Below are 939 nucleotides of genomic sequence, written 5' to 3'. Positions count from 1 at the left end.
GTGCGCAGCCGGTCCGCCTCCGTCTCCGCCTGCTCCTGGAGCGCGCGCAGCCGCTCGCCGGCCTCCGCGCGCAGCCGCTCCGTCTCCTCCGCCGCCTCGCGGCGGATCCGCTCGCCCTCGGCGCGGGCCTCGGCCAGCCGCTCCTCGGCGGCGGTGAGCCGTGCCTCGGCCTCGGTGTGAAGGCGGGTCAGCTCCTCGGCCGCCTCCGCCTGGCGGGCCGCTATGCCGCGTTCGGTCTCCTCGCGCAGCTCGGCCGCGGCGGCCTCCGCCGCCGTCCGCACGCCGTCGGCCTGCTCCTCGGCCTCCGCGCGCAGTCGTTCGGCCTCCGCGCGGGTGCGCTCGAGGGTCTCCTCGGCCTGCTTGCGCAGTGTCGTGGCGCGCTCTATGGCCTCGGTACGGACCTTCTCGCTGTCGCTGCTCGCCCGGGAGCGCAGTTCGTCGGCATCGGTGCGCGCCTTGGTCAGCAGCTCCTCAGCAGTGCTCGCCGCCTCCTCGATCTGCTGGACGGCCTCGCGGCGGGCCTCGCCGCGGATCCGCTCGCCCTCGGCGACGGCCTCGGCGCGCAGCTGCTCGGCCTCCCCGCGCAGCCGGCGGGCCTCCTCCTGGAGCTCGACCGTCTTGGCGCGGTACTCCTTGGTGTCGTCCTTCGCGGCGCCCTTGAGCTGGTCGGCCTGCTCCGCGGCCTCGCCGCGCAGCCGGTCGGCCTCCGCCTCGGCCTCGCGCTTGATCCGCTCGGCCTCCTCGCTCGCCGCGCGGGTGGTGGCCTTGGCGTCCTCAGAGGCCTTGGTCAGCACCTCCTCGGCGGTGCGGGCGGCCTTGGCGAGCGCGGCGGCAGAGTCCTCGGCGACGGCCGCACGGGCCTTCTCGGCCGCGGCCTCGACGAGCTTCTCCGCCTCGGCGCGGGCGTCGGCGAGCGCCTGCTCCGCCTCCGACTTGAGG

Annotated in this window: 1 pseudogene; it reads right to left on the bottom strand. The window is 77.0% G+C overall.

The window, feature by feature from the left end:
- Window positions 1–939: pseudogene (locus tag ACWGH4_RS31090) on the bottom strand (hypothetical protein); the annotation flags it as partial.

The organism is Streptomyces sp. NPDC054847, from assembly GCF_053610925.1.
The sequence above is the reverse complement of the archived record's forward strand: the minus strand, read 5'-3'. Positions and strand labels throughout refer to the sequence as shown.